We start from the raw sequence: 26,886 nt of genomic DNA, 5'->3' as shown, positions 1-26,886 counted from the left end.
CCTATATGATGCTCTACTCTTCCTTCCGCACACCAAGCTTGCCTGTAGAAGCATCCTCCAACAAAATTCGTCCTTTAACGGACTCCCCGCTGCGGGTCTTGAAGGTAAGCTTCTGGGTCTGGCCTTTACTTAGCAATGATCCCAGCATCGTCTCAGATACGCTCTTACCTGCATATTCCTTCCAGATGACAAAGGAACACCCTTGCTTGAAATGAGTACATCCATAACCTCTGCGCCCTTCAATGATTGCGCCCCCGCACCCAGGCCGTGGGCAGGTTCCCAGCAGCTTGCGGGTAGTCGGGTCCGCGCTCTTCTGTGCCTGTCCACCAGGCGAATCGCCAGTTGCACGTGACGAGACTGTTCCAGCAGAGCTGCCTCTTCCGCCCACATTTCTCGTTGTTCTCGCACTGCCCTTCGCATTCACCGTTCGGCCACCTTTGCGACCACGCGAATCCTCGCCGAAGGCAGTTGCCGCAGCAGGCTTCTGCTGCCTTACCTTTTCGATGACAGAAATGGTGAATTTCTTGACATTGTCCATGAACTTCTCCTGCTGCGCCTCACCTCGCGAGATCTGATGAAGTCGCCGCTCCCATTGCCCAGTCATTTCCGGCGAAGCGAGGAGATCAACCCCGGCCCCACGAATAAGCTCAATTGCGGTCTTGCCTTTCTCGGTGATGAGGATGCGCTTTCCCTTCATGTCGATATATCCGACCTGCTTGAGACGTTCAATCGTGGCAGCACGCGTCGCTGGAGTTCCGAGTCCTGCATCCTTCATGACTTCACGCAGCTCCTCGTCCTCCATCTGCTTGCCAGCACTCTCCATGGCCTTCAGCAGAGTACCTTCGGTATAGCTCTTAGGTGGCTTGGTTGCCTTTTCCTTAGCCTCTGCCTCTGTACAAAGTACACCCTGCTCTGGCTTCAGATGGAACGGACCGTCGAGCAGTTCCTCCTCTTCCTTGTCCTCCGCGTCATCCTTCTTCCCTCGCTTGCTAGGCTTGCTGGAGCCTTGACCAGCTGCTTCTTGTAGCACCTTCCAGCCCAAGGAGATCAGCTCCTTCACACCTGTCTTGTAGCGATGCTCCTCCACCTTGGTGATGATGCTATGCACCCGATATTCGGCTGGCGGGTAGAAATGCGACAGGAAGCGACGAACGATAAGATCATAGATGTGCTCCTCTTCCTTGCTTAAGGTACCCGGCCTCTTCAGCGTGGGCAGTATCGCATGGTGATCCTCGACCCGCGCCGGATTACAGACCGCTTTATTGTTCTTATGCACCCGTTTACTATCGGCTTGGTCAGCCCATTTGGCATAGGAAGTCCCCTTGAGCATCTGTAGCGCCTTGTGCATTCCCTCAATGTTCTGTTCTGTTACATAATTGGAATTGGTCCGCGGATAGGAGATAATCTTGTGCTTCTCATATAAGGCCTGTGCCAGATCAAGCGTCTTCTTGGCAGAGTATCCATACTTCGCATTGGCTTCCCGCTGTAACAGGGTAAGATCATATAGCTTAAATGGGTATTCCTTAGTCTCCTTTACATCGTAGCTTTCGACGTTGCCTGGCTTCCCCCGCGTCTGCGCGGCGATCGCCTCTGCCTTCTCGACTTCGGTCAAGCGATCTCCCTGCCACATTCCCTTATATATCGTATCCTCTTGCTTGAAATAGGCAATTACATCATAGAAGGTCTGCGATTGGAATGCTTCAATCTCCTTCTCCCGATCGTGAATAAGTGCCAGCACGGGCGTCTGCACCCGACCTACAGAGAGCAAGGCATTATGTCGTGTCGTGAACGCGCGCGATGCATTCATGCCGATTAGCCAATCTGCTTCACTGCGTGCCCTGGCTGCCTGTGTCAAAAATTCGAAATCTGCGGCATCTTTAAGATTGGCGAAGCCCGCCGAGATACTCTGCGCCGTCAGATCGGAGATCCACAGTCTTTTTACAGGCTGCTTGAGTCTTAGCTGCTGCTGTATGAGCGCGAATATGTATTGCCCTTCTCTCCCGGCATCGCAGGCGTTAACGACATGGTTGCAGCGCCCCGCCAGCTCACCGATAATTTTCAATTGATCCTTCGTTCTCGGATTCGGCACAATTTGGAACCGATCCGGTATGATTGGAAGATCCTGTATACTCCATTTCTTATATTTGGGATCATACGCATCTGGCTCCGCCAAGCCCAGGAGGTGTCCGATCGCCCATGTAATGATATATTGCTCCCCCTCCAGGTAGCTGCGGTTATTCTTGGCACGCGGTTCAATGACAGCCGCAATGGTTCGTCCCATGTCTGGCTTCTCCGCGATAACCAATGTCTTCATAGCTATTCATCCTTTCTGACCACCTTGCCCGTACGAGCCTGCAGCACACATTATAACACAGATTACGGATGTCGAATTTGCCGTGAACTGAAAATGAATAGTGATAACCCGTCCATGTCTATCCCATGCACACAAGTAAAGGACCTCACATCCCACACTTGGTGGAATATGAGGCCCCTGGTCAATACCAGTCCCATACGAGACTATATGAAACTATATTTATTGCCCCATACTATATTTTGGCATTCTCTTCCTTGGCCATGGAATGAATATAAAAGGCCCCAAGTATCGAACACAGCATGAAGGAAAAGAATGCCATCGCGGCTGCCTGCTCCCGATCCTGGAAGACGCTGAATACCTGCTGCATGGACACACCCAGCATTTGCGGGGAATTGGCCCCGATCAGGAATGGTGCTGTAAACGATCCGATAACTCCCATGAACACAAAGGTTACAGCCACCAAAAACGTCTTATAGGTAAGCGGAAGAATAAAGCGGACAAACAGCTTGAGCCTTCCTGCCCCTACATCCTTCGCACTCTCAATCACAGAGGAAGGTATTCCAGCCAGCGCCGAGCTAAGCAACATGGTGGTGAACGGGATATTGAACCACAGATTAGCAATGATGATACCCTTCTCGTCAAAAATAATCCGTGGAAGCTCAACACCCGTTCCAACCAGAATACGAGCCAGCCAGCCATGATTGCCGAGCAAGTTGATCAAGCCATAGGTGGCTATGACCCCGGGAATAAACAATGGAATCATATACGTCTTGCGAATCAGATCAACGATCGGTCCGTTGTTGAATCGCATATACACGGCAAGCGCGTAGCTGATCAGCAGCACGAACACACAGGTAATTAGGGTAATGCGTAGGGTGAAAATGATATTGTTACGCATGCCCTTGTCCGTGAATAGCAGCTCATAGCGGCTAAGATCGTACCCGCCTTCACCGTTCCCCAGACTCATGATCAACGTCTGCACAATTGGAATAATAACTACGAATAACAGAATACCGAAGGATGGAAGGACCATTCCCAATCCGGTAATCGCTTGCCTCAGTTCCTTACTCATTGGGCTGCGACTTCATTTTGCCAGCGTTTGTTGATCTCGGTGCTCAGGTCACCAATGTTAAAGGTACGGAAGCCTTCAGCGACACCGTTGAATTTCTCTTGCGTCTCCTGTGGCATCTTATCCAATTCAATTCCCGGGAAACCGTTCATTTTATCTACTACAACGGCCTGAGCCTCAGGTGAGAGAACGAAGTCCAGGAACTGGTTGATCGCTTCCTTCTTGTCGGATTCCTTGTTCACCATCAGATAAGTAGGTCCTCCGTTGAAGCCAGGCGTAATCTGCTGCATCTTGACGGTATCCGGTAATAGCCCTTCATTCAGCTGTTGCAGTACCATATCTGACCACGCCGGAATGATGGATACTTCACTGTTCATCAGCAAATCAAGTGTTCCTTGGTTCTTTTTCGGATAGATGCCGTCACCGTACACATATTGACCCAGGTCCGTCAGCGTAGCAAAGCCGGAATCCCATTTTTGCATCACAGCAGGATCGGAATTATGAATATCTTCTTCTGGCAGATCCTTATAGATCACCGTCTGTACAAAGGAACTGCCCGAGCCGCCAGTAGACGGGTCATTATATGCAAATTGCCCAGGGTTAGCCTTGATCCACGTTAACAGCTCATCCAATGTAGTTGGGGGATTTGTGATCTTGGTGCTATCATAGGCCAGCACTACCGCAGAGGAGCGATAAGGAATCGCGTAGCTGTCGACATCCTGCATCGTTTGTTCCTTTACATTAGCCAGATTCGGAATAGCATCCTTGGACAATTGCTCCCACACGCCATCCTTCGTGCCTTGGTTTACAAAGTTAATGCCATCCTCATACAGATCAATGTCACCGGAGCCTTTACCAGCCTGTTTGGCAGCCAAAATGCGATCATAGGTTGGCTCTGCTCCCGTACCTGAGGGGATATAGACCATATTAACGTCTACTTCCTTGTTCTGCTCCTCGAACATAGGAACCAGCGTATCCCACAGATCCTTAACATTTTGTGAGCCTGTGAAGTAGAAGTTGAAGGAAGTCTTCTCACCGGAAGCTCCTGACGATGTTGCTGGGCCGGTACCTGTAGCTGAATTCAATGTAGCGGCACCACCACCGCAACCAGCCAGCACAACGGCAGATAGCATAACTGAAGAGAACATTGTCAACCACGTTTTTTTAGTAAGCATATTCATCATCCTCCGTTATTGGTTTACCTTTGCCGGATATCCAGTCAATCTCGCAATGGAGATTCCAACCTGTTTCCCAATCGCTAAATCCTTGGTAGCTTCCTTCGTCTGAAAGGCACGCAGCTGGCCCAGTCCCTCTGATAGATCTACTGTCACCTCTGCATAATGACCCAAAATCATAATCTGCTTGATTACACCAGAGAGTAGATTGCCCTCCTCTGTTGCTTCGCAAAAATCCACATCCTCAGGGCGTATTGCCGCCGTGATCTGACCGCTTAATCCCTGTGCATTCGGAAATGCTATTGCTCCAACCCGGATGTTGTGCTCATCCGCCACCCCCTCCAAAAAGTTCATTTTGCCGATGAAGCTCGCCACATATAAGGTAGCCGGCTCATCATATATGGTCTGTGGACTGGCAATCTGCTCAATGTGTCCGCTATTCATGACCACAATGCGGTCAGAGAGCGACAAGGCTTCCTCCTGGTCATGCGTGACGAATATCATGGTAAGTCCTGTCTGCATCTGAATCTCGCGGAGCTCCTCACGCATCTCATAGCGTAGCTTCGCATCAAGCGCGGAGAAAGGCTCGTCCAGTAGAAGGACTGCCGGCTTGAGCAAGAGTGATCTGGCAAGGGCGACACGCTGCTGTTGTCCACCGGACAATTGAGACGGGTATTTCTTCTCGAAGCCTGGAAGACGCACGAGCTTGAGCGCATCTGTGACAGCATTACGAATGTCCGCCTTCGGCATTTTGCGAATTTTGAGACCAAAGGCCAGATTGTCATAGACCGTCATATGCGACCATAGATTATAGCTTTGAAATACCATGGAGGTCGGACGCCGCTCAGGTGGAAGCTGAATGACGCTTTGACCTTCAATCAGGATATCCCCTGAATCTGGCTCCAAAAAGCCACCAATGCTGCGTAGCACTGTCGTTTTGCCACATCCTGACGGTCCGAGCAAGGTGACTAGCTCTCCTTTTTGAACCTCCAGATTGATGCCGCTAACCCCATCACCCGTCTTGTACCTCTTCGTCAGCTCACGTACTGCTAATTGCATGCTCTTGCCCCTTTCTATCCTGAACAGTACCGTTACTTCGTCTGAAATCCGCTTGCCAGCACATCGGCACTAACAAGGCGCTGCGCGGCCAATAGAAGAATAATCGTCGGCAGGGTCAGAATTATAGAGAATACCGCTCCTGCACTGCTTGGAAAATCAGAGATAATGGAGTACATAATAACTGGCATCGTCTTGTAATCAGGAATCCCGACCAGGAACGTTCCCTGCGCTTCATCCAGCGAGTTGAGAAATGTGAATACAGAAGCGACCATAATACCAGGCATCGCCATCGGTAGCGTAATGCTGCGAAATACTCTGAATGGACTGGCTCCCACATCCCTTGCCGACTCTTCCTGTGCCGCATGCACATTACGGAAGGCAGCTGTCGGAATCCACGTCATGAACATCAACACATTGATCATATGGATCAGCACCACACCAAGCAGCGTGTTCATTAGTCCAACTTGATAGAAGAGTACAGCGATCGAGATGTATAGCCCCATTTTCGGAAAGGCTTGTGTCAGCAAAAACGAGAATAGAAAGATGCGCTTCAGCGGGAATTGCAGTCTTGCAAAGGCATAGGCAGCCGGAATGCACAGCACGATGGACAGCGCCGTGACGAGCGCAGCAATCAGAAAGGAGAGCGAGATCGACGATACGATATCATCCTTCGCGAGCACAAAGTTCCACCATTTAAAACCCCACTCCTGTGGTAGTGCGTTCGGATAGGTCCATTTTTCACTGAACGCCAGCACAAGCAGATTCAATAACGGCCCTGCAAAAAAGATGGCAAACACGGTCAGCAGCATAAATTCGATAATCCTTCGCCAGCCGACAGCTTTCCAGTACCACATCATGTGCTTTCACACTCCTTTACCTTCGTGGATTTATGTAGACTGTCTGATCTTGATTTCACTTGGATACTCAAGTAATGTCGGCACGTTCGTATCCCCACAAATCAGCCTGTCCAGGATATCAACAGCATCTCGTCCAATGCCTGTGGCATTGACACTTACCGTTGTCAGTGACGGAGAATACATGGCTCCATACTCAATGTTGTCATAGCCCATGACGGCCACATCCTCTGGCACGCGTACGCCACGCTCCAGCAATACCTTCATCGCACCGAGCGCCAACATGTCATTGGTTGTAAATAATGCCGTATACCCACCTTGCCTAATGTCCTCAACATGCTTGGCCATAAGCTTGCTACCCCATTCAAAATGAGATTCAGGCGATTCTGTCACAAAAATCTCCCCAGCCTGAATGCCTAGCTGCCCAAGTCGTCTGCAGAACCCTTCCAGACGGAGCGAATGACTGCGATGAGCACCCGGACCTGCGATAATAAAGAATTTTCGGTGTCCCCGTCCATACAGATAGTCTGCCGCACGCTCTCCCCCCTCCTCGTCATTGCTGACCAGATGGATGACGTCGGGGTCATCCGTAGAGCCATTAACCATGAGGTAGGGAATATTGAATTTTTTCACGTAGTCAATCACATTCTTGCGCAATCGACTCACCAGAATCAGGCCATCCACACGCTGCTCCAGCATATAATCCATTGAGCGAAGGGACATTTCCTTATCCGTCTTCAAAAAGATGGAGTAGCCTCGATCCTCAGCGGCCATCAAGATCTCGTCAATAATCTTGCCGTAGAGCGGATGGGACACAATCGGCAACGTCTCGCGGAATACAATGACACCGATGTTGTAGGTCCGTTTGGTAACCATCGCCCGGGCGACCGCATTAGGCTTGTATCGCAGCTGCTCTGCTACGCTGAGCACCCTCTCTCTCACTTCAGGGCTGGCGTAGCCTTTTCCTGATATGACTCTTGAAGCTGTGGATTTGGACACCCCTGCCAGCTGAGCTAGCTCCTTCAGGCTATAATTCACTTTATCCTTCAACCGTCTCTCACCTCTGCATCGTCCATTCCGCCTTGACCTTCATGAGTTCCGCCACATTGCGGGTCGTAATGGATGCCACCCCCATATCGGCCATGCGCTTCATGTCATCCTCTTCAGCAACCGTCCAGACATACACAGCGAGTTGACTGGACTCCGCTACATGAATCAACTCTGAAGCAACTAGCTGATAAGGGACATTCAGTCCGAAGCAGCCCGCTGCTACAGCATCCTCGCAGGCTTTAACTATGGCATCCACATAAGGTAAGGACTGAAAACTGGCAATATCGACATTAAGCAGCTTGCGAATATGCCGGCCATGTCTGTCCGCCTCCAGAGCTGCAGCGGATTCACAGCCGCTCAGAAACACCTGCTCGATCAGCTCACTCTTCTCGATCAGCCTAAACACAGGCTCCAGACTACCCGCTGTCTTGATATCCAGATTCATCGTAATTCCTGAGCTTCTAATGATCGGCAATATATCCGTCAACTTGGTTAACGTCTCTGCTAGTCCATCATTTAACTGCTGAAGCGTCATCCCAGCGATACTACCTACACGTCCATCTGACAGTAGCACTTCATCATCATGAGCCAGCACGAGCTCACCATCGCTGGTTACACGTATATCATCCTCGTACACATCCGCTCCTTGCTCTAAAGCTGCTCTAAGCGATGCCAACGAATGCTCAGGCATGCCCATACATCCCGTGTGGGCTGTGACCAGAGGAAAAGGCTTCATTTTATTCCCACTCCTTATTCAAAATAAATGGCATTTGTAAAGGCAATCAGGGTATTGGCCCCTTGCACTGTGCCCCACAGCTCTGCTCTCAGCCACTGCCGTCCGTTGCTGTTGAGCGTAGCCTCGTAATGCTCAGACCCGGATACAGCTCTCAATGGAATGTCCCGTTCATCCTCAATTCCGAGATTGGAACATAGTACGAGACGGCAAGTCTGCTCCTGAAGTCTCCATAAGCCCGATCTGACAGTGAAATCCAGACTTATATGGGCTACGACGGGCTCCTCCATTGAATCTCTGCGAACTACAGAACCGATGCCTACCTTGTCGTCCCTCACTTCAAGCTCCAGCGTCAGCAACGGACCTATCGTAACGGATGCACGTCCTACGCTGAGTGCCTGCACCAAATCAGCCTCTGTAGGCTCTGTGTCAGCTGGAATCCCTAGATACGTCACTGAGATCGGCTCCTCGGTTGCTATTTGTTCATGCCAGTCTCTTCCGGATGTCGCAGCGATTCGGTAGCCTGCATTCAGCTTGTCCGTCCACAGGGAGTACGCCCGTTGATTACTGATCTTGATGGATGCGAACGTACCAGACCACACCTCAATGTAATTGACCTTGGACCAATCATGTATCTCATATTCCCAGTAGCATCCAGTACATGCGGGACTTCCGATCCGATAGGGATGAGCCAGACCAGCAATTCCCCCGTGTAGCTGCACTTCCTGAATGCCGGAGCTAATCTGGGTTCTATCCGTCTTACGCCAGTCAGCAAATTCATTCAGACCCAGCGTAACCATATGTCCGTAAAAGGTCGTCCATTCCATCCCTGGGATAATCAGCAGACCATGCTCTTGTGAGAGCTCCTCCCGATCATCAAGGCCAGACATCGTATTGTGATCTGTCAATGCAATCGCATCAAATCCCAGCTGTACAGCTCCTGCTGCCAGCTCAGACAAGGTCTGCTTCCCGTCGCTATGCAGGGTATGGGTATGCAATTCACAACCCAGCCATCTCATGCGTCTTCCTCCTCTGCTTCAGCTGTCCAAATTTGCAGCCGGTAGTTGCATGATTCCGTAACAATACAATGTAGGCTAAGCGTAACTGACCAAGAGCCCGCTCTGAGCGACCCTGCCATCAGCCCTGGAGACGCCTTGCTTGCGGACAGGGATAAGTCCTGTATCTCATCATGGCGATGGCAAGCTCCCCGGTACCCCTGCTCATCATCAATTGACAAAGTAATGAGATTCTTCAGTGGGAGATATTGATCCACATGTGTAATGGCTTGCTGCCGCTGAGCTGGCAGCAAATATTCGTCAAAGCTCTCCTCCAGTAAACGTATGGAGTGCTCTCTATCATCCAATGTCTTGGGTGCATATTCGAACCGGATTCTCAGCTCTTCCGTCGCCTGGGTCAGTACAAAAGGAATCCGAATATGTGTCCTGGAGTCCTCAGGAGTGCAATTGCTTTGTAGATCCAGCAGCTTCATGATGACGTTCCTTTCTACTATGTAGTGTGAGACTGATCCCACAGTGGGAACGGTACCACATGCACTTATGTTATAAAGCATCAGTTAGCCCGATATCATTGGCATGTAAATATTCTGTAAATGAAAGTAGATTTGAAAACTCACGCAAAAAAAGAGTCAATCTCCTTTGTCATGAAGGGGAGAATGACTCTACATATGTTGTAATGTAGTCTTATAAGGCTTCTAGGTACGACGTTGTATGCTGAGATTGTATTTACGAGCGAAATTGAATTAAACAATAACAAATGTTATATAATCTATCATATATGGTGATAAATAAATAATTTATGTTATAAAAAAGAATTTAATAGATAATTTTATGTTTGTTATCCGCCCTAATATGTTATAATACCTATCAATATAACATTATAAAAATTAAATAAAACAATTTGCGTTATATTAAATAACATTATATTTTGTGTAAACGTTGCGATCTATTAAAAAAACAAAAAACTCTGCCGAATACAATGATTCGACAGAGTTAACACGTTTAGCCTAATGTGACGGCTCCAGACTTACATTTACACTTATCCTGTACTTATACCAGAACAGTTGCGCCCATCAAATATTTGTCCACCTCACGGGCAGCCTCGCGGCCTTCATTAATTGCCCATACGACGAGACTTTGACCACGACGCATATCCCCAGCTGCAAATACCTTCTCAACATTGGTTACGTATTTGCCATAACGAGCTTTTACATTGGAACGACGGTCTGTCTCCAGCCCCAATTCATCCACAATCGTTGACTCTGGACCATCGAAGCCAATCGCAATCAGCGCTAGCTGTGCAGGGAATACACGCTCCGTGCCCGGAATCGGTTGATAGATCTTGCGGCCGGATTCATCTACGATCCGCTGGATCTGAACCGTGTGCAATTCCTTCAGATTACCTTGCTCATCCCCTACGAATTTCGTCGTCATGATGGAGAACTCACGCGGGTCTTCGCCAAAGATAGCCTTCGCTTCCTCTTGTGCATAATCCAGTTGATAGACATTCGGGAATTGTGGCCATGGATTGGCGATCGGATCGCGCTCCAATGGTGCCTTATTATGTGTACCGAATTGTGTCACGCTGCGGCAGCCCAACCGGAGTGAAGTAGCAACACAGTCAGAGCCCGTATCCCCCCCACCGATGACAATAACATCCTTGCCTTCTGCCGGGATATATTGGCCATCCTCCAGATTGGAATCAAGGTAGCTCTTAATGGAGCTGTTCAGGTAATCCATTGCGTAATGGACGCCGTTCAGCTCACTTCCTTCAATGTTGAACTGACGTGGCTTAGTCGCACCTCCACACATTACAACAGCATCATACTCGTCCACCAACTGCTGAGCCGGAATATCCTTTCCGATCTCTGTGTTGGTCACGAATTGTATTCCCTCTGCTGCAAGCAGATCCACACGGCGCTGTACCACTTTCTTCTCCAGCTTCATGCTTGGAATACCGTACATTAACAGTCCGCCGATACGATCAGAACGTTCGTATACTGTAACCAGATGACCAGCCTTATTCAACTGTGCAGCAGCAGCCAGACCAGCAGGTCCAGAGCCTACGACGGCTACACGCTTGCCCGTACGCTTCTCAGGAGGATTAGGTGTCACCCATCCCTCTTCAAAGCCCTTTTCGATAATAGCCTCTTCAATCGTCTTAATCGTGACAGGCTGCCCAATCAGACCTACAGTACAGGAACCTTCACATGGAGCAGGACAGACACGTCCAGTAAACTCAGGAAAATTGTTCGTTTTGTGCAGGCGGTCCAGTGCATCCCTCCACAATCCACGGTATACAAGATTATTCCATTCCGGGATCAGGTTATGCACCGGACATCCGAAGGTACTGCCGGCCATGTCCATTCCGGTATGACAATAAGGGGTTCCACAATCCATACATCGTGCACCCTGTGTACGCAATTCCTCTTCAGACAAGTGTTTATGGAATTCTTCCCAGTCTTTGATCCGCTCTACAGGATTGCGATCAGCTGGAAGCTGTCTTTTATATTCCATAAATCCAGTTGGTGTAGACATCTTACCTTCCCCCATCTCTTCGCTTCTGTGCCATTTCACGAACATTTTGGTAATGATACAGTGATTCATCCCAGTACTTCCGAACGATAAAATGGTATTCCTCGTTGATTTCAAATTTGATTTATTGTATCACATCAGCGTACAGAAGTGTTAAAATGTTGTGCAACATTTTTCGTTTTAGCGAAACTATTTTTGAATCAAGTCAATAAATAATTCATATTGGACTTTTAAGAGCAGCTATTCCGCCCAAGCTGTCTCCTTTGTTCACGTCAGGGGAAGGCGTATGATCATCGACTCACAATAAGCAATCAATTCGCCTAATCATACTTACTTCAGTATCTATTTATGGGACTATAGACTCTAAGCCCGGAATCTGCTGCTTCTACTGCTAATTAGGTGTCTTCAGAATGAATCTGTGTATATCGCTCTCTTCATACAGAGCTTATCGTACATACGTAATAAACTCATAATCGTAAGGATTCTTCTCATCCTTGATGCCCGGAGTGCTGTCTGCTATGCGCCATGAACTCCAATCGAGCTCAGGGAAATAGGAGTCTCCCTCAAACTCTTCATGAATCCGGGTAACCAGCAATTTATCCGCATGGGGCCAGAAAAGCTCATAGATCTCTCCCCCACCAATGATCATAATCTCTTCTTTCTTCGCCAGATCCAAGACTTCCTCGATGGAGTGCACAACTTCAGCATCGCTGACCTTGAACTCCTGGTCACGGGTCATGACGATATTTCTCCGCTGGGGAAGGCTTTTCTGGTTAAATGAATCCCAGGTTTTGCGCCCCAATACGACTGTCTTGCCGAGCGTCTGTCTTCTGAAAAAAGCCATATCATGTGGTATACGCCATGGCAGACGGTTCTGCTTGCCGATCAGGTGATTGCTATCCATCGCCCAAATCATCGTAATGCTCATGAAATCCCTCCTCAAGACTGCGTTGACACAGCTGCTTCGTTAAAAAAGCAGTCCCTTGCCTACTTAGACTGCAACAGGTGCTTTGATGCCTGGATGGTGCTGATAATTCTCAAACTCAAAATCTTCGTAGACATAATCAAAGATGGAGTCCGGCTTACGCTTGATCACTAGATTCGGCAATGGATATGGCTCACGCTGCAGCTGCGTCTGTACCTGCTCCATATGATTGGAGTAGATATGTACGTCACCACCGGACCATACGAACTCTCCAACCTCCAGATCACACTGCTGAGCAACCATATGCGTGAGCAAGGCATAGCTGGCAATATTGAACGGAAGACCTAGGAACGTGTCTACAGAGCGCATTGTGAGCATGCAGGACAGCTTACCCTGAGCCACATAAAATTGAAATACAAAGTGGCATGGCGGCAGCTTCATCTCATCAATGACGGCCACATTCCAGGCGCTTACAATATGTCTGCGCGAATCCGGGTTGTTCCGAATGGAATCAATCACATTCGCAATCTGATCAATATGACGACCATCAGGCGTCTCCCATGCGCGCCACTGCGAGCCATACACCGGTCCCAGATTCCCTTCTTCATCAGCCCATTCGTCCCAGATCGTCACGCCGTGCTCCTTCAGGTAGGATGTGTTGGTGTCCCCCTTCAAGAACCATAATAGCTCATGAATGACGGATTTGAGATGTATTCTTTTAGTCGTAACGAGCGGGAATCCTTTATTCAAATCAAAACGTAGCTGGCGTCCGAAGACGGAACGTGTGCCTGTCCCCGTACGGTCACCTTTGTCCACTCCATTCTCCAAAATATCTCGTAACAGCTCCTGATAGTTCTTCATAGCTTCTCCTCATTTCCATGCTAGTACATAATTCATTAGTTTAGTGTAACATGCCTGATGGATCCCCACCAACAGTTTGCTGGAGATGTCAGCTGACAAGTTAAAACCAATGGACTTAAGCATTTCTCCTCAGACTTCAATATAGATCATATAAAAAGGAGCACCCCCAAGCAACATGCAGTTGCTTGGGAATACTCCTAGCTAACACTAATGACAAGTGTTAGAATCTACAAATAACTTATTAGATCGTCAGAAGCGAGAATTAACGACGTGGTGCGATCGCATGGATTGGGTTACCCAATACCAGCTCAGCAGCTTCCATTACGATCTCGCCCAGTGTAGGGTGAGCATGAATAGTCAGAGCGATATCTTCCAGGGTTGCACCCATCTCGATAGCCAGACCCAGCTCAGCAATCAGGTTGGAAGCTTCGATACCTACGATTTGAGCACCCAGCACGAGGCCAGTCTCTTCGTCTGCAACGATCTTCACGAAGCCTTCTGCTCCATTCAGAGATACCGCACGGCCATTAGCAGCATAAGAGAATTTGCCAGCTTTTACTTTGTGGCCTTTCTCCTTAGCTTGTGACTCGCTGTAGCCTACGCTTGCGCACTCTGGATCTGTGAAGACTACAGCAGGAATGCACTTGTAGTCTACTACAGATGGCTCGCCAGCAATAGCTTCAGCAGCTACTTTACCTTCGTAAGAGGCTTTATGAGCCAGAGCTGGTCCAGCTACGATATCACCAATGGCGAAGATATGCTTGTGGTTAGTACGTCCTTGATGGTCGACTTTTACGAAGCCGCGCTCATCTGTCTCTACACCAATCAGGTCAAGACCGAGCTCGCCATCTGTGTTAGGACGACGGCCAACCGTTACCAGCAGGTACTCAGCAGTTACTTCTTTCGCTTCGCCACCCACAGAGTATTTCACAGTAACATCTTTATCTGTTTGCTCAGCACTTTCAGCTTTTGCACCTGTTACGATCTCGATGTTCGTCTTCTTCATGTTCTTCGCTACAAGGCTAGTCATATCTTTATCGAAGCCTGGCAATACAGTATCCAGACCTTCAATAATAGTTACCTTCGTACCGAACTTGGAGTACATTTGACCCAGCTCAGCACCGATGTAGCCACCGCCGATTACGATCATGCTCTTAGGCACTTCTGGCAGGTTCAATGCTTCTGTCGAGGACAGAATGCGTCCACCAAATGGGAATGGCTTCAGCTCGATCGGACGGGAACCCGTCGCGATGATGCAGTTCTTGAAACGGTAACGAGGGGACTCGTGATCGTTGAATACACGTGCTTCGTTCTCGTTAATGAACATGCACTCGCCGTTGAAGATTTCAACTTTGTTGCCTTTCAGCAAGCCAGATACACCTGCTGTCATTTTCTTCACGACACCGTTTTTGAATTCTTGAGTCTTCGTGAAGTCGACTTTCACGTCGCCTACAGATACGCCGAAGAAATCAGCATGCAGTGCATTCTCATATTGATGAGCTGCAGAGATCAGAGCCTTGGAAGGAATACAACCACGGTTCAAGCACACTCCACCCAGCTCGGATTTATCAACGATCAGTACCTTTTGACCCAGCTGTGCTGCACGGATGGCGGCAACATAACCGCCAGGACCCGCACCGATGACCAATGTATCAATATCCAGAGAAGCGTCTCCTACTACCATTGATTACACCTCCATAACGAGCAGCTCAGGATTAGCGAGCAGCTGTTTGATATAGTTCATGAAATTCTGTGCAGTGGCACCGTCGATAATACGGTGGTCGAAGCTCAGGGACAGAGCCATAACTGGTGCAGCTACGATTTCGCCATTTTTCACAACTGGTTTCTCACTGATGCGACCAGTACCCAGGATAGCTACCTCTGGGAAGTTGATGATTGGAGTGAAGAACATACCGCCAGCGGAACCGATGTTTGTGATGGAGATCGTGCTTCCTCTCATCTCGTTCGGGCTCAGCTTGCCTTCGCGACCACGTGCTGCCAGATCACGGATGGAGTCTGCGATCATCCAGATGCTCTTACGGTCAGCATCCTTGATGACTGGAACGATCAGACCAGCATCTGTATCTGTAGCGATACCGATGTTGTAGTACTTTTTGTACACAATCTCGTTCGCTTCTTCGTCGATCATTGCGTTAAGCACTGGGAACTCACGGGATGCCGCAACGAGTGCCTTCACGATGAATGGCAGATAAGTAACCTTAACGCCTTTCTTCTCAGCGATTGGCTTCATACGTGTACGGAAAGCAACCAGCTCAGTAACATCCACTTCGTCCATAATGGTAACGTGTGGTGCAGTGTAAGCAGATTTAACCATCGCATTGGAGATCGCTTTACGGATACCCTTGAATGGTACGCGCTCTTCTTCTACACGTTGATCAGCAGTTGCTGCCGCAGATGCAGTTGGTGCTGCTGCTTTGGATTCTTCAGCTTTGCCGGATGCTGCTGGTGCTGCTTGGCCGCCACCATTTTTGAAGGCTTCAACGTCTTCACGAGTCACTTTGCCATTGCTGCCAGTGCCTGTTACTTGAGCGATGTCTACGCCTTGCTCACGAGCAAACTTGCGAACGCTAGGTGTAGCCAGTACTTCTTTGGAAGGAGCAGCTGGAGTAGCACCTTGACCGCCTTCTTTTGCATCGGACGGGCTGGAAGCTGCTGCGGAGTTCGAAGTCTCAGCTCCACCTTGAGCTGCATCTTTTTCTTGAGCCGCTTGGTCTGCTGGTGCATCATCTTGCTCAGGCAGTTCACCCTCAGCATCAATTACTGCTACAACTTGACCAACATGGAATACATCTCCGTCTTTAGCGAAGACTTCAGTAACTGTTCCGTTTACCGGACAAGGAACTTCTACCACCGCTTTGTCGTTTTGCACTTCCATGACGATATCTTCGTCGGTTACTTTATCCCCGACTTTGATATGCATTTTGATAATTTCGCCCTCATGCAGACCTTCGCCCAGTTCAGGGAATTTATATTCAAACTTTGCCACGCAAAAAACCTCCCTATCTATTCAGTTCAATTAAAATGCCAGGACGTTCTCGACTGCTTTCACTACACGTGCAGGGTTAGGCAACCAAGTGTCTTCGATTTGAGCAAATGGATACACAGTATCTGGACCTGCTACACGCAGTACTGGAGCTTCCAGGTGCAGGATTGCTTTTTCATTGATTTGTGCAATGACTTCAGCAGCAACGCCCGCGCTCTTTTGCGCTTCTTGAACGACGATAGCACGATTCGTTTTCTTGATGGAGGCTACAACGGTATCGATATCGATCGGGCTGATCGTACGCAGGTCAATAACTTCAACCTTGATACCTTTCTTCTCCAGCTCATCAGCTGCTTTAACAGAAGTATGAACCATCATGCCATAAGTAATAATCGTTACGTCAGAGCCTTCGCGAACTACGTTAGCTTTGCCCAGCTCTACTACATAATCCTCTTCTGGCACTTCAGCACGGAATGCATGATACAGATTCAAGTGCTCCATGAAGAAGACAGGATCGTTATCACGAATGGAAGCGATCATCAGACCCTTCGCATCATAAGGATTGGATGGAACAACCACTTTAATACCTGGAGTTTGTGTCAGAAGACCTTCCAGGGAATCTGTGTGCAGCTCAGCTGCTTTTACACCGCCACCAAATGGTGTACGGAATACGATTGGAGAGTTGTACACACCGCCGGAACGATAACGCATACGTGCCGCTTGTACGACGATTTGGTCCAGAGCTTCGAAGATAAAGCCGACGAACTGGATTTCAGCTACCGGACGGAAGCCTTGAATACCAAGACCTACAGCCAGACCACCGATTGCAGATTCAGCCAGTGGAGTATCGAATACACGCTCTTCACCGAATTCTTTTTGCAGACCTTCCGTAGCACGGAATACGCCGCCCACATGACCTACATCTTCACCAAAAAGCAGAACGTTAGGATCACGCTTCAATTCAACGCGCAGTGCGTCGCGGATCGCTTCTTTCATGTTCATTTGTGCCATTGCTTCATTTCCTCCTTAAACATTACAAGTCACATTTCATTTCATTACTCTATAATTCGTTCAAGCCAGACCGAGAGTCCCCCGGCCTGTACGTGCATTTATTCGAAATCAGCCTTTTGCTCTTCCAGATGTTTAGGAGTGGACTCAAACATACTGTCGATCAAGCCTGCTACTGTCATTTTTTCGGTTTTTTCAGCTTTTTTGATTTCTTCGTTCACTTTTGCTTTTGCTTCTTCTTTCACACGAGCTGTATCTTCTTCAGTCCAAAGACCTTTTTTCTCCAGATATTTAGCCAGACGTGCGATTGGGTCCTTCTCGCTCCACTCTGTTTCTTCTTCTTTGGAACGATACTTGGAAGCATCGTCAGACAGGGAGTGAGGACGGAAACGGTAAGTTACCGCTTCGATCAGGGTTGCACCCTCGCCGTTACGTCCGCGCTCAGCTGCTTCTTGAACAGCCTTGATTACCGCGAACACGTCCATGCCGTCTACTTTTACGCCTTTGATTCCAGCAGCAACCGCTTTATGTGCGATGGACAATGCCGCAGTTTGCTTGGAGAACGGAGTAGTGATCGCATAACCATTGTTCTGTACGAAGAAAATAACCGGCAGTTTGTAAACTCCAGCGTAGTTCAGACCTTCGTAGAAGTCACCTTCGGAAGAACCGCCATCACCAGTGTAAGTAATAACGACTTGTTTTTGTTTTCTCAGCTTGAAGCCCATAGCAAGACCCATCGCATGCAGAATTTGCGCACCGATGATGATTTGTGGCATCAATACTTTAACGCCATCAGGGATTTGGCCGCCATGTTGATGGCCACGGGAGTACAGGAATGCTTGATACAATGGCAGACCATGCCATACCAATTGTGGAATATCACGGTAACCAGGTGCAACGAAATCGTCCTTCTCCAGAGCGAATTCACTACCGATCATTGTCGCTTCTTGTCCGGATACCGGTGCATAGAAGCCCAGACGACCTTGACGGCCCAAGTTCACGGCACGGTCATCCCAAGTACGTGTAAATACCATACGGTACATAATTTCTTTCAATTGATCATCAGTAAGCTTAGGCATTTTCTCTTCATTAACGATTTCACCAGCCGGTGAAAGTACAGACAGAGCTTCTACCTCCTCTGTATATACTTCATAAGGAACCTTGCTCATTATCTTCACCTCAACAAAAAAATTTGAATATCAAGTTCCGCTGTTATAGAATTATTATACACCTGTTTCATCTCTCCCGTCAAAGGAAAACGGCATTTTTTATAAGATTTTCTGTTTTTGCTATATGTAACAGGCGACTAAATTTTATATAACAGCTTAGTACATCTTTTAAATTTGAACAGAACAATGTTGTATTTTACTTGCAATTTCAATCACGGTAATCTTAACTTATTGTGATCATGATTGCAAAAATTTACCCATGAAAGGTGACGAAACATGACGGATTCCCGCTATTTGAAACGCACCATTCTGAAAGACGAGATCGAAAGCCGGTGGCTCGGTGCCAAAAGAGCACTTCGTATCTATCTCCCACCCGGATACAATGAGATTCTTAGCTACCCCGTTGTCTATTGTCAGGATGGAGAAGAGTTCTTCAATTTTGGCCGAATCGCTACACATGCGAACAGGCTGATTTTGGATGAAGGCATTGAGCCTTTCATCATTGTCGGTGTAGAGGTGGATACTTCCATCCGTACTTCCGAGTATGCCCCATTTGGCAGCAGATTCGAGGCTTATACCTCATGCTTCGCCGAAGAGATTATTCCTTATATAGAAGGAAAATATGCTGTGCGCCGGGAGCCTTCCGAACGAATTCTTGCCGGAGACTCACTGGGAGGCAGTGTGTCCCTGCATCTGGCCTTGCTTTATCCCGACCTGTTCACACGGATCATCAGTCTCTCCGGTGCTTACTACGATGAGTCCAGAGCCTTGATCGCAAAAGAAAAAGACTTGTCCCATCTGGATGTATGGATGGTCGTCGGTCTGCAGGAGACGAACTTCAAGAGTGATACTGGCGTTTATGATTTTGTGGAGCTTAATCGTCTCACCCGCCAGCTGCTTGAGGAGCGGGGAGCAACCGTCTCCTATCGCGAGAAGGATGGCCAGCATCTGTGGGGCTTCTGGCAGAATGAATTGCCCGATGCACTTATGTATTTTCTGAATTTGGCCTAAAGGGGATCGTACGATTCCCTTTTTTCTTTTCACGATTGCTCCATCATTCGTTTACCCACGTACTGTTACCCATAACTATACCGTTACCCACAGCTCTGAGTGTACGCTGCATCCATTACTACTAGCTCTAATCCCTCCTTTCATGACATTTGCGCATCGGGACATCCGTGAAAACTCATCATCAATCCGTAGCTCCCTACAGAAAATATTAGGGCTACACGCTTCCATCTGAATGTGTACGCTTACAATTGCTCACAAACAACAGAGTCTCTTGTGGAGACTCCATGATTCGGCTTATTTCGACAGTAGCAGCATGTGAGTACCTATTACAGACGCTTCTATGTAAAGTCGTCTTAGCACATCAGCTTCAAGCAGGCGCTACTATAGTTAATCATAGCCTTTCTTCGACAATTTTGTCCAGAAGCTTCTCGCAGCCAGCGTTGATCAAGCGATATACCTCTTCAAAGTTACCTGTAAAGTACGGATCCGGGACCTCCCGCTGCAGCTCATCGGGTAGCAAATCCATGAATTTGAGGATGTCAGCATCTCCCCCACCAGGCAAGCGACGTAAATTCTGCTCATTGGAATCATCCATGCATACAATGTAATCAAATTGCGCAAAGTCCTCTCCCTGGACAGTACGAGCGAATAGACCATCACTGCTGATGCCATGCATATTCAGTTGGTTCAATGTACCCTCATGTGGTGGCTTGCCTACATGCCAATCTCCTGTACCGGCAGAATCTACCGTTATTTGCTCCTTCATATCTCTCTCAGCAACCTGATGTCTGAATACAGCCTCGGCCATTGGTGAGCGGCAAATGTTGCCCAGGCACACGAATAATACATTAATGTGATTGTTCATCTGTTAAGGCGTCCCCCAATCTGCATAATCTCTCTTCGGCTTCGCTGCGGCTGTAGTTCCGGCTGATCCGGTATCCAGCGCACGTCTAGGAAGCTTCCATTTATAATATACCGATAACATTCGGAACAATACAATGCCCGTGAACAGAATGATGAGTTCCCCCGGGGTCTTCGTAAAGCCCGTACCGACCATGAAGCCACCTACCATCGCCCACACGGCATAGATTTCATCTCGGAGCACCAGTGGCTTGCGTCCAGCCAATATGTCTCGAATGATTCCGCCGCCAATCCCCGTCATGACACCAGCAACGATAGCTGCAATCAGCGGATGATTCATTTGAGTCGCATACAACGCGCCTTGGATCGCAAAGGCTGCAAGACCAATGGCATCAAAGAACACCTCAGTTCTACGCCAATGTGTAATCCAGGATAATGGGAGAATAAAAGCAATGGCTACTGAAATAACAGCCAGCATAATCAGCGACCCCTGACTCCATAACGTAGTCACCGGAACACCAATTAGTACATTACGGATAACACCGCCCCCAAAAGCAGTCACAAGGCCTAGTACCAGCACGCCAAGAATGTCGTATCCCTCTTCCATCGCAACAATCGCGCCTGATACTGCGAAGGCCACTGTACCGATCATGCTGAACCAATCAAAAATGTGCATGTCCAATCCTTCTACGCTTCCTCTCCATATGTTGTCACTTGTCGTCGCCAACACCAGGCATAGTCTCTCAAATCTTCCGAAAATATAACCCGGGGTGTCATCTTTCACATGAAATCTATTGTAGCGGCATGTCGCCGAATTGTGCAAGAGAATAATCAACGTTATACTATAAAACGATCAAATTGAATGGAGATGTTCGAACCAGCAAATACTCCATGTCTCACAAGCGTAAAAAATAAGCTGGCTACATCCATACAATCCATACAATACATAATGTAAAATTGATTCAGCCCGTGTGGAATACAAGTCTGGTACTTCGGCCCTCACCCCGATCCGCTTACATAGGACCAGCAACATGAACAACAGGCTGAACCTTAGCAAGTAAGTACACCAGGGCGTCAAGCTAGCTTTAAATATCAAGGAGATGAGAACGTGACACATAAGCGTGTAGTAATCTACTCAGGGGGACAGCTTCACGAGGAGGATTGGAAAGAAATTCAGGCAAATGATTTTATTATCGGCGCGGACCGCGGAGCACTCTACTTGATGCAGCATCATATACCGATCCATCTCGCTGTCGGGGATTTCGATTCCATCCTTCCAGAACAACTTCATCAGATTGAAGACTACGCAGAACGACTCTTGGCCTGCGATGCCGTAGACAAAGATCTTACTGATACAGAGCTGGCTATTAAGCTTGCGCTGGAGCAGCAGCCTGATGAGATCCTTCTGCTAGGCGCCACAGGAACGAGGATGGACCATACTTTGGCTAACATTCAACTGCTAATGCAGGTGTTACAGCATCGCATACCTTGCAGCATCAAGGATTCGAATAATTACATCATGCTCACGGACTCATTGTTGGAAGTGAAATCTATGGGATACCCCTATATCTCACTCCTTCCGCTGAGCTCTGAGGTGACAGGGATTACGCTGAAGGGCTTCCAGTATCCATTAGTAGATGCCACACTCAAGCTCGGACAATCTTTAGGCATTAGTAATCATCTGGCGGGAGATGCAGGGTTGGTCACCATCTGTAGCGGAGTACTTCTCGTGATTCAAAGCCGAGACTGAGCTGGATTATCATGCTGATTGATTTATACGCACTTTGGAGAATATCACCTTAAAGCGACAGATATTATATGATAACCGTTGGGCAAATATAGTACGGGGCAAGCCGGTGCTGTTTATAGTTAGAACATACTAGATAGATGTATTATCATACCTGTTATGCCTCATTACTCGTTCATTTTATTAATACACCTCTGTAAGATGTGTTTGTTCCTGACTATACGTATTAGCACGTTTGCCAGAGTAGTTCCCCTCACAATTTAATTAATAAAGATTAAAAAACTTGAAATACAAAGTTACAATTTTGTAATTTATACAACCCATGATCCACGCTGCTAGAGATCAACAAATGAGGAGAAGAACCCTGATATATAAAGGTTTCTTCTCTTTTTTATTTTTCGAAAATTCCAATATTTGTTTAAGGTCATAATTTTAATCATTTTTTCATAAAAGCCACAAAAACGCTGTGTGAGTAGCTTTTCATGCCTTCATCCAACTTTTAGGAAGTTACAAAACTGTTATACTCATTCCAGGAAAGCGGACAAGCATTCATCTCGCATGAATGACTACACATTTCTTGGAGGTACACACATCATGAATTTACAACCAATGTTTAAGAAAATTGCTACTGTTGGATTTGCAGTCTCCATCGGCCTCGGTGCCGTTGCTATATATGACGCACAGCCGGTTCAAGCCGCAACAGCTACAAGCCAGTCCACCGCCGACAGCCTGTTGAATTACGGAAAAAAATACATGGGAACTCCTTATGATTTCGGCGCTTCTACAAAAACAACCAGAGTTTTCGATTGTTCCTCGTTTATGCAACATATTTTTGAGAAGTACGGGGTTGATCTGCCGAGAACATCGGCTGCTCAATCCAAGGAAGGCAAAGCGGTATCCAAGTCTAATCTGCGCAAAGGAGACCTGGTATTCTTCTCCAGTGGTAGTCGTGCCAACGGGAAAAATGTAACTCACGTCGCCGTGTATGCAGGCAATGGCAAAATACTTCATACCTACGGCAAGCCAGGTGTGACGATCTCCGATCTGAACTCCGGTACATGGAAGAAAACCTATCTGAAGGCTCGTCGCGTACTTTAGTCCGCCCTAATGTATTACAGTAAGTAGTACAGAACGACTTAGTCTGAATATCCACCAAAAACAAAGTGCTCTGCATGGCTGCCAACAGCCAATGCGAGCACTTTTTCTATAATCATGAATTTGTGTTAGCTTTTCACAAGTAAGCTTGTACTCATTCGGGCTGAGCAATATAATAGCCTATCCCGCGCTTGGTGCGAATTAGCTTTTGCCTATGACCGCGATCCAGCTTCTTCCTCAAATGTCTTATGTAGACGTCCACCACATTCGTATCAGAGATATAGTCATGCTCCCATACATGTCGTAGGATTTCGCGACGACTGCATACCCTGTTCACTTGCAAAGCAAGATACAGCAGCAGATCAAATTCCTTGGGCGTAAGCTCCACTTCAATTCCAGCACGCCACACTTGTCTAATTTCCTGGTGAATAATCATATCCCCGATCTCCAGCTCACTCTGCATACGATGACTCGGGCGGGTACAGCGTAATACATTTCGTACTCTTGCCAAGACAATTGAGGTATCCTCTGCAACATGAACTACGTCCTTGGCACCAGCCTCGAAGCTGGCAACTACATTTTCAGGGTCGTAGCGATCTAGCAGGAAAATTACAGGAATGTGCGGAGCGCACATCCTCAGCGCAGTTAAAATATCCTGTGGCAGACTCTCCAAAGATAACCTTCCCTTAACCTCCATCAGCATGATATCCGTATTCATTGTTTGTAGCCACTCTACAGCCTCTTCACGATGATGTAAAGATGTCACTTGATACCCATCCGCTGTGAGCGCTAGTATAATCTCCATTTTATCCTCTTCACTCAGGATCAGGATCATGTCCTCCAATACTCTCACCCGTTTGCTCAATCTGAGCCTTCCTTGTTTAAACACAAAGCCCGTCTCTATACTCCAAAGGAAAGCTCGTCATCAGTATGGGTAGAATCATTCGTGGACATTCAGAGAGCGCTAGCTTAGCCAAAATATCGGTGATAGAGACTTCTAGCTCGCGCAATATCCTTGGTGCCATGAATCAGAGCACGACCATCCGGGAACAGCACAATTCGATTCTCTCCAAGATCCAGTGATAGCAGAAACGGGTTCAATGTTACTTGAGCACCCGCTTTCTCCAATTGCTCAGCCATATCCTTGAGCGAAATCTGTTGCTTGCGCGAAGGTCTGATCTGAACTGTATCTCTCCCGCATAGCACGTCTGTCTTTTGTCGGTTGGCCGCATCCAGATAAGGATAACGCGGGGCTGGCCCACAGGATGGACAGTCCGCTTTTTTTGCATTATTGACCCCAATAGCTACCTGTTCGTTCCGCCAAACATCAAAGGAGAGCAGCTTGTCTCGTAGTACATCTTCATGCCCGCTGAGCAGCTTCAGTGCTTCAGAGGTCTGATGTGCTGTCACGAGTTGTACAGCCTGTGGCAAAATACCAGACGTATCGCATGTATCTCCACCAAGTGGAACACTACCCAGCAGGCAGCTCAGACAAGGCGTTTTCCCTGGTATAAATGTATAAGTAATACCGTAGCTTCCCACACATCCACCATAGATCCAAGGGATGCCATACTTACAGGCAATATCGTTTATCAGTAATCTTGTATCAAAATTATCGGTCGCATCCATGATGATGTCTGCGCCAGCAATGAGCTCTTCCAGTTCCTCCACATTCACATCCAGCACGTGCGCATGGATCTTCACCGAGGAATTGATGGCAGAAAGTCTATTAAGAGCAGCAATCGCCTTTGGCGTTCGTGAGATCGCATCATTCTCATCGTACAGCTGCTGACGCTGTAAATTACTCCATTCAACATAATCACGATCTGCAATCGTTAAGGTACCAATACCTGAGCGGACAAGGGTTTCCGCTATCCCTGTACCCAGGGCACCCGCACCAATGATGAGTGCATGCGAGGTTGATAGCCGCCGCTGGCCCTCACTCCCGAACGGAGCAAAACGGATTTGTCTTGAGTACCGTTCCATATCATAAGCGCTGTCAGCCTGCTTGTGGTCTTGGTGGTCTTGGTGGTCTTGGTGGTCTTGGTGGTCTTGAATTTCACTTGGTTCTGCTGATTCACTCACGTACATACCATTCCTTCCGATGGGCTGCTTGCCATTGCTTGTGGCTTGATCATAATCATTGTTACCTTAGATCCGTATCTACCTCTGTAAACAACGAATCTTAATTGGATCTGCTCCTCAATTCTACTCACTGGTTCTTCTCACCGGTTCTTCTCATTGCCTCTGCTATTGTTAAGGAACCAGCGAACTCTTGACAACAGTACGTAGCCAGAAGTGGAGCACGATAACTGGCCCCATTTTGTCCTTGTTTTTGTCCGTACTTTTGTCCTTACGCTACAGCGGAGAGGAACAGATGACGGTATGCAAGATAAGGTTAATGCAAACGAATGACTGATCACTTCTACACTTAATCATATCATACAATTCGGGAACCGGGGGAGCTGTGCAATTGTTGCATCCTTCTCATATGGAACACCTAAAATATTTCGTGACAGCCCATAACACTAACAGGTCAGTATGTCTTGATAAATCCTCTCTGCTTCAGTTTCAATCATTGTACAATTAATGCAACACTTTCCCCTTTGGATGCTTCAAACACGTGTTTGTGTATATCCAGATATACAAATACCTGTATCCAGCAGTAATCAGGAGCTACTCTGTTTAAGTTTAATGTGCAACACGTTTAACCACCGCCTACAAAATGGACAATCTCAATTCGATCTCCGTCACACAATATTGCCTGGTGATGCATATCCCGCACCAAAATTCTCCGATTGAGCTCTATTACAACAGTCTTCACCTGTAAATCGAGCTCGCTCAGCAGCTGATCAACCCGATTAATATGTGCTCCGAACGTCATGTCTTGCCCATTAATCTTTAGCCTCATGTTTTTATCTCCTCCTATTCAAAATATTAGCAAGCCAAAACTTACCCTAGTAGCTTTATGCCCCCTTTTCCCTATGTAGTGACATGTACTTCTATCAATAATTGCACCTTTCACATTGCAAAGTACTAGTCCCGAGCAGTAAACAAATATGAAAGTAAAGGGAAAACAAAAAACCACTTTCCAGAAGGAAAGTGGTGAAATAAGCTCAAGGATATACAATAGACAGGCCAATGCGTATACCCGTAAGACCCAAAGCCAATACGCACAAAACCGTAGCTTATACAAAGTAAGCTCAAGTAGAGCTGTCTAAATGCATCCAATTATCACCACTTCCCTACGCTGGCATAATCCAGATCAGGTGCAAAGGGTCCGGAACACAATTGTTCCATCTCAGCCAGTTGCTCGGCTCCCCTAGTGTTGTCTTTTTAATTATTCATTTTAGTTGCAGATCAATAACGGGTAGTTAGGAGATTACATTATATTTCCTAT

At 47.6% G+C, this 26,886-nt stretch carries 24 protein-coding genes and 1 riboswitch; of the genes, 3 read left to right on the top strand and 21 right to left on the bottom strand.

The window, feature by feature from the left end:
• Positions 1–13: 13 nt before the first annotated feature.
• The 16 genes from K331_RS0114095 to pdhA form a co-directional block, all read right to left on the bottom strand.
• Entirely contained in the window at positions 14–2,314 is a 2,301-nt protein-coding gene (locus tag K331_RS0114095; RefSeq protein ID WP_028590812.1) for a type IA DNA topoisomerase, read from the bottom strand.
• A gap of 232 nt (positions 2,315–2,546) precedes the next feature.
• On the bottom strand, positions 2,547–3,386 hold the full coding sequence (locus tag K331_RS0114090; protein ID WP_028590811.1) for an ABC transporter permease: 840 nt from the start codon (positions 3,384–3,386) through the stop codon (positions 2,547–2,549).
• Entirely contained in the window at positions 3,383–4,558 is a 1,176-nt protein-coding gene (locus tag K331_RS0114085; protein WP_028590810.1) for an extracellular solute-binding protein, read from the bottom strand. The genes K331_RS0114090 and K331_RS0114085 overlap by 4 nt, the downstream gene beginning before the upstream one ends.
• Before the next feature lie 15 nt (positions 4,559–4,573).
• Positions 4,574–5,617, bottom strand: coding sequence for an ABC transporter ATP-binding protein (locus K331_RS0114080; protein ID WP_028590809.1), 1,044 nt, complete (start codon positions 5,615–5,617; stop codon positions 4,574–4,576).
• Between the two features lie 32 nt (positions 5,618–5,649).
• On the bottom strand, positions 5,650–6,474 hold the full coding sequence (locus K331_RS0114075) for an ABC transporter permease (protein WP_028590808.1): 825 nt from the start codon (positions 6,472–6,474) through the stop codon (positions 5,650–5,652).
• A gap of 30 nt (positions 6,475–6,504) precedes the next feature.
• On the bottom strand, positions 6,505–7,521 hold the full coding sequence (locus tag K331_RS0114070) for a LacI family DNA-binding transcriptional regulator (RefSeq protein WP_028590807.1): 1,017 nt from the start codon (positions 7,519–7,521) through the stop codon (positions 6,505–6,507).
• Positions 7,522–7,528: 7 nt separating this feature from the next.
• Positions 7,529–8,257: a glycerophosphodiester phosphodiesterase gene (locus tag K331_RS0114065; RefSeq protein ID WP_028590806.1), complete on the bottom strand. Its 729-nt coding sequence runs from the start codon at positions 8,255–8,257 to the stop codon at positions 7,529–7,531.
• A gap of 14 nt (positions 8,258–8,271) precedes the next feature.
• Positions 8,272–9,273 carry a CehA/McbA family metallohydrolase gene (locus K331_RS0114060; RefSeq protein WP_028590805.1) on the bottom strand — a complete coding sequence of 334 codons (1,002 nt, stop codon included), beginning with the start codon at positions 9,271–9,273 and terminating at the stop codon, positions 8,272–8,274.
• Positions 9,270–9,743, bottom strand: coding sequence for a hypothetical protein (locus K331_RS0114055; RefSeq protein WP_028590804.1), 474 nt, complete (start codon positions 9,741–9,743; stop codon positions 9,270–9,272). The genes K331_RS0114060 and K331_RS0114055 overlap by 4 nt, the downstream gene beginning before the upstream one ends.
• Before the next feature lie 577 nt (positions 9,744–10,320).
• Positions 10,321–11,808 carry a glutamate synthase subunit beta gene (locus tag K331_RS0114050; RefSeq protein ID WP_028590803.1) on the bottom strand — a complete coding sequence of 496 codons (1,488 nt, stop codon included), beginning with the start codon at positions 11,806–11,808 and terminating at the stop codon, positions 10,321–10,323.
• 442 nt (positions 11,809–12,250) lie between these two features.
• Complete coding sequence (locus K331_RS0114045; protein ID WP_028590802.1) at positions 12,251–12,733, bottom strand: dihydrofolate reductase; 483 nt, start codon at positions 12,731–12,733, stop codon at positions 12,251–12,253.
• Between the two features lie 63 nt (positions 12,734–12,796).
• Positions 12,797–13,591, bottom strand: coding sequence for a thymidylate synthase (thyA, locus tag K331_RS0114040; protein ID WP_028590801.1), 795 nt, complete (start codon positions 13,589–13,591; stop codon positions 12,797–12,799).
• 262 nt (positions 13,592–13,853) lie between these two features.
• A complete protein-coding gene (lpdA, locus tag K331_RS0114035; protein WP_018884302.1) occupies positions 13,854–15,275 on the bottom strand; it encodes a dihydrolipoyl dehydrogenase in 1,422 nt (473 codons plus the stop codon).
• 3 nt (positions 15,276–15,278) lie between these two features.
• The gene (locus K331_RS0114030; protein WP_028590800.1) at positions 15,279–16,598 is read right to left on the bottom strand and encodes a dihydrolipoamide acetyltransferase family protein; all 1,320 of its coding nucleotides are present in this window, start codon (positions 16,596–16,598) and stop codon (positions 15,279–15,281) included.
• A 30-nt stretch (positions 16,599–16,628) separates the two neighbouring features.
• The gene (locus tag K331_RS0114025) at positions 16,629–17,606 is read right to left on the bottom strand and encodes an alpha-ketoacid dehydrogenase subunit beta (RefSeq protein ID WP_018884300.1); all 978 of its coding nucleotides are present in this window, start codon (positions 17,604–17,606) and stop codon (positions 16,629–16,631) included.
• A 98-nt stretch (positions 17,607–17,704) separates the two neighbouring features.
• Complete coding sequence (gene pdhA / locus K331_RS0114020; protein ID WP_028590799.1) at positions 17,705–18,772, bottom strand: pyruvate dehydrogenase (acetyl-transferring) E1 component subunit alpha; 1,068 nt, start codon at positions 18,770–18,772, stop codon at positions 17,705–17,707.
• A 276-nt stretch (positions 18,773–19,048) separates the two neighbouring features.
• Between pdhA and K331_RS0114015 the strand changes: the two genes are divergently transcribed.
• Entirely contained in the window at positions 19,049–19,783 is a 735-nt protein-coding gene (locus tag K331_RS0114015) for an alpha/beta hydrolase (protein WP_028590798.1), read from the top strand.
• A 391-nt stretch (positions 19,784–20,174) separates the two neighbouring features.
• Here the strand turns inward: K331_RS0114015 and K331_RS0114010 are convergent, their stop codons facing one another.
• Together K331_RS0114010 and K331_RS29555 are read right to left on the bottom strand one after the other, a co-directional pair.
• The gene (locus tag K331_RS0114010; RefSeq protein WP_028590797.1) at positions 20,175–20,648 is read right to left on the bottom strand and encodes a low molecular weight protein-tyrosine-phosphatase; all 474 of its coding nucleotides are present in this window, start codon (positions 20,646–20,648) and stop codon (positions 20,175–20,177) included.
• A 3-nt stretch (positions 20,649–20,651) separates the two neighbouring features.
• On the bottom strand, positions 20,652–21,320 hold the full coding sequence (locus tag K331_RS29555; protein WP_036634892.1) for a trimeric intracellular cation channel family protein: 669 nt from the start codon (positions 21,318–21,320) through the stop codon (positions 20,652–20,654).
• A gap of 432 nt (positions 21,321–21,752) precedes the next feature.
• On the opposite strand from K331_RS29555, the gene K331_RS0114000 reads away from it, so the two are divergent.
• Both K331_RS0114000 and K331_RS0113995 read left to right on the top strand, forming a co-directional pair.
• Positions 21,753–22,394, top strand: a complete 642-nt coding sequence (locus K331_RS0114000; RefSeq protein ID WP_028590796.1) for a thiamine diphosphokinase — start codon at positions 21,753–21,755, stop codon at positions 22,392–22,394.
• Positions 22,395–22,985: 591 nt separating this feature from the next.
• On the top strand, positions 22,986–23,489 hold the full coding sequence (locus K331_RS0113995) for a C40 family peptidase (RefSeq protein ID WP_028590795.1): 504 nt from the start codon (positions 22,986–22,988) through the stop codon (positions 23,487–23,489).
• A gap of 151 nt (positions 23,490–23,640) precedes the next feature.
• Here K331_RS0113995 and K331_RS29550 read toward each other — a convergent pair whose 3' ends face one another.
• The 3 genes from K331_RS29550 to thiS form a co-directional block, all read right to left on the bottom strand.
• Positions 23,641–24,351, bottom strand: a complete 711-nt coding sequence (locus K331_RS29550; protein WP_051289834.1) for a response regulator transcription factor — start codon at positions 24,349–24,351, stop codon at positions 23,641–23,643.
• Positions 24,352–24,455: 104 nt separating this feature from the next.
• The gene (locus tag K331_RS0113985; RefSeq protein WP_051289844.1) at positions 24,456–25,472 is read right to left on the bottom strand and encodes a thiazole biosynthesis adenylyltransferase ThiF; all 1,017 of its coding nucleotides are present in this window, start codon (positions 25,470–25,472) and stop codon (positions 24,456–24,458) included.
• A gap of 721 nt (positions 25,473–26,193) precedes the next feature.
• On the bottom strand, positions 26,194–26,397 hold the full coding sequence (gene thiS, locus K331_RS0113980; RefSeq protein ID WP_028590793.1) for a sulfur carrier protein ThiS: 204 nt from the start codon (positions 26,395–26,397) through the stop codon (positions 26,194–26,196).
• Positions 26,398–26,711: 314 nt separating this feature from the next.
• A riboswitch (TPP riboswitch) is annotated at positions 26,712–26,820 on the bottom strand.
• Between the last annotated feature and the right edge of the window lie 66 nt (positions 26,821–26,886).

Source organism: Paenibacillus massiliensis subsp. panacisoli DSM 21345, assembly GCF_000426545.1.
Taxonomy (GTDB): domain Bacteria; phylum Bacillota; class Bacilli; order Paenibacillales; family Paenibacillaceae; genus Paenibacillus; species Paenibacillus panacisoli.
The sequence above is the reverse complement of the archived record's forward strand: the minus strand, read 5'-3'. Positions and strand labels throughout refer to the sequence as shown.